1 protein-coding gene is annotated in these 2,537 nt (G+C 71.3%); it reads right to left on the reverse strand.

Annotated features, from left to right (window positions below):
* A partial coding sequence (locus ABZZ79_RS39645) for a polyketide synthase dehydratase domain-containing protein (protein WP_356697542.1) occupies positions 1-2,537 on the reverse strand: 2,537 nt, incomplete at both ends.

Raw genomic sequence — 2,537 nt, forward strand, 5'->3', positions numbered from 1 at the left:
ACTCCGGGCCATTGTTTGGCGATGACTTCGGGGTCGCGGATGTCGGCTTTGCCCATTTCGATGAAGCGGCCGCCGCGGGGGAGGAGGTCGAGGGTGGCGTCGACGAATTCGCCTGCGAGTGCGTCGAGTACGACGTCGACTCCGTTGCCGTCGGTGGTGTTGAGGATGTGTTCGCGGAAGGTGAGGTCGCGGGAGTTGGCGATGTGGTCGTCGGTGATGCCGAGGGCGCGGACGGCGTCCCATTTGGGGGTGGAGGCGGTGGCGAAGACTTCGGCGCCGAGGTGGTGGGCGAGTTGTACGGCGGCCATGCCCACGCCGCCCGCGGCTGCGTGGACCAGGAGGCGTTCGCCGGCGCGCAGGCCGGCGAGGTCGACCAGACCGTAGTACGCGGTCAGGTACACGAGGGGCACCGCGGCCGCCTGGGCGAAGGTGAACCCTGCGGGGATCGGCGCCACCAGACGCCGGTCGGCGATGGCCATCGGTCCGAAGGAGTCCAGGACCAGGCCCATCACGCGGTCGCCCGGTGCCAGGTCGGTGACTCCGGAGCCGACCTCGAGGATCACGCCGGCGGCCTCGCTGCCGAGCGGGGCCTCACCGGGGTACATGCCCAGCGCGATCAGTACGTCGCGGAAGTTCAGGCCCGCGGCCCGGACCCCGACCCGCACCTCGTGGGCGTCCAGCGGCCGGTCTGCCCCCGAAGGCACGAGGGCCAGCCCCTCGAGCGAGCCCTTCTCCGCCACCCCGAGGCGCCAGGCCGCGTCCGCCGGAGTCCCGGCGAGGGCCGCCCGGCTCAGACGAGGAGCCAGGAGTTCTCCGGCTCGCAGGGCGAGTTGGGGTTCGTCGAGGCCGGCGAGTGCGGCCCAGTCGGGGGTGGTGGTGTCGGTGTCGTCTTCGAGGTCGACGAGGAGGATGCGGTCGGGGTGTTCGGACTGGGCGCTGCGGACGAGTCCCCAGACGGGGGCCTGTGCGAGTTCGGGGGCTTCGCCTGCGGCTGTGGCGATGCCGTTGCGGGTGGCGACGATCAGGCGGGCGTCGGCGAAGGCGTCGGCCGCCAGCCACTCCTGGAGCAGAGCGAGCGCGTGCTCGGTCGTCTCCTGAGCCGAAGCGGAGCGTACGCCTTCGGCGACGACGAGCTCCGGCACCGGAACCCCGTGCGCCACCGCATCGGCGAGTGCCGCGAGATCCGCGTACGCGTCCCCACCGATCCGCTCGACCCGCAACGGCGCTCCCGCCTCTGGCAGGACCACGGGGACCCACTCCACCTGGAACAGCGACTCGTGCCCGGCGTCACGACCGGCCGCCGCACCGAGTTGGGCCCGTGCCACCGGCCGGAAGGTGAGGGTGTCGACGGTTGCCACGGGCGTGCCGTCGGTGTCGGCGAGGTCGATGCGCAGGGCGTCGTCGCCCGCGCGGGTGATCCGTACCCGGATCCGGGTGCCCGCCGTCTGGGTCAGGCTGACGCCTGTCCAGGCGAAGGGCAGGGCGGTTGTGGCGTTGCCGGGCCCGCTGTTCAGCCATTCGAGGCCGCCGTGCAGGGCGGCGTCCAGCAGTGCCGGGTGGATGGCGAAGCCGTCGACAGGGGTTCCCTCGGGGAGGGCGATCTCCGCGTGCACGGCGTCGTCGGTGCGCCAGGCGGTCTGTACGCCTTGGAAGAGGGGGCCGTATTCGTATCCGGCGTCGGCGAGTTCCGCGTAAAGGGTGTCCACGGAAATCGGGGTCGCTCCGGTGGGCGGCCAGGCGGTGGGCAGTCCCCGTACGGGTGTGGTGGTTTCGGTGGCGAGTCGGCCGCGTGCGTGGCATACGGCTTCGGAGCCGGAGCGGGAGTAGAGGTCGATCTGGCGGTGTCCGTCTTCCTCTGGTTCTCCGACGATGACCTGGAGTTGGCGGGTGGAGTCGGTGTCCAGGACGAGGGGGGCTTCGAGTACGAGTTCTTCGAGGACGGGTGTGCCGGTGTGTCGGCCGGCGGAGAGTGCGAGTTCCACGAGGGCGGCGCCGGGGACGATCAGTGCCCCGAGGACGACGTGGTCTTCGATCCAGGGCTGGGTCTCGCGGGAGACGCGCCCGGAGAACAGCCAGCTGTCCGCGGTACCCACCTGCACGGCGGCGGCCAGCACCGGGTGCCCGAACGAATCGAGTCCCGCCGAGGTGACGTCGCCCGTGTCACTACCGGAGCCGAGCCAGTAGTGCTCGTGCTGGAAGGCGTAGGTGGGGAGGTCGGTGTGGCGGGCGCCGGTGTCGGCGTAGTAGGTGTGCCAGTCGATGGGGATGCCGGCGGTGTGGGTGTGTCCGAGGAAGGTGGCGAAGGTGGTGGTCTCGGGCTGGCGGGCGCGCAGGGCCGGGGTGAGAACGAGATTGTCCTCGTCTTCGAGGATCTGGCGGGTGAGGGCGGTGAGGATGGCGTCGGGTCCGAGTTCGAGGTAGCGGGTGACGCCTTCGCGGTGGAGGGTGCGGATGCCGTCGTGGAAGCGGACGGCGCCGCGAACGTGCTGGACCCAGTAGCCGGGGTCGGTCAGCTGGTCGGTGATCAGGTCGCCGGT

This window comes from Streptomyces sp. NPDC006458 (genome assembly GCF_040612135.1).
Taxonomy (GTDB): Bacteria; Actinomycetota; Actinomycetes; order Streptomycetales; family Streptomycetaceae; genus Streptomyces.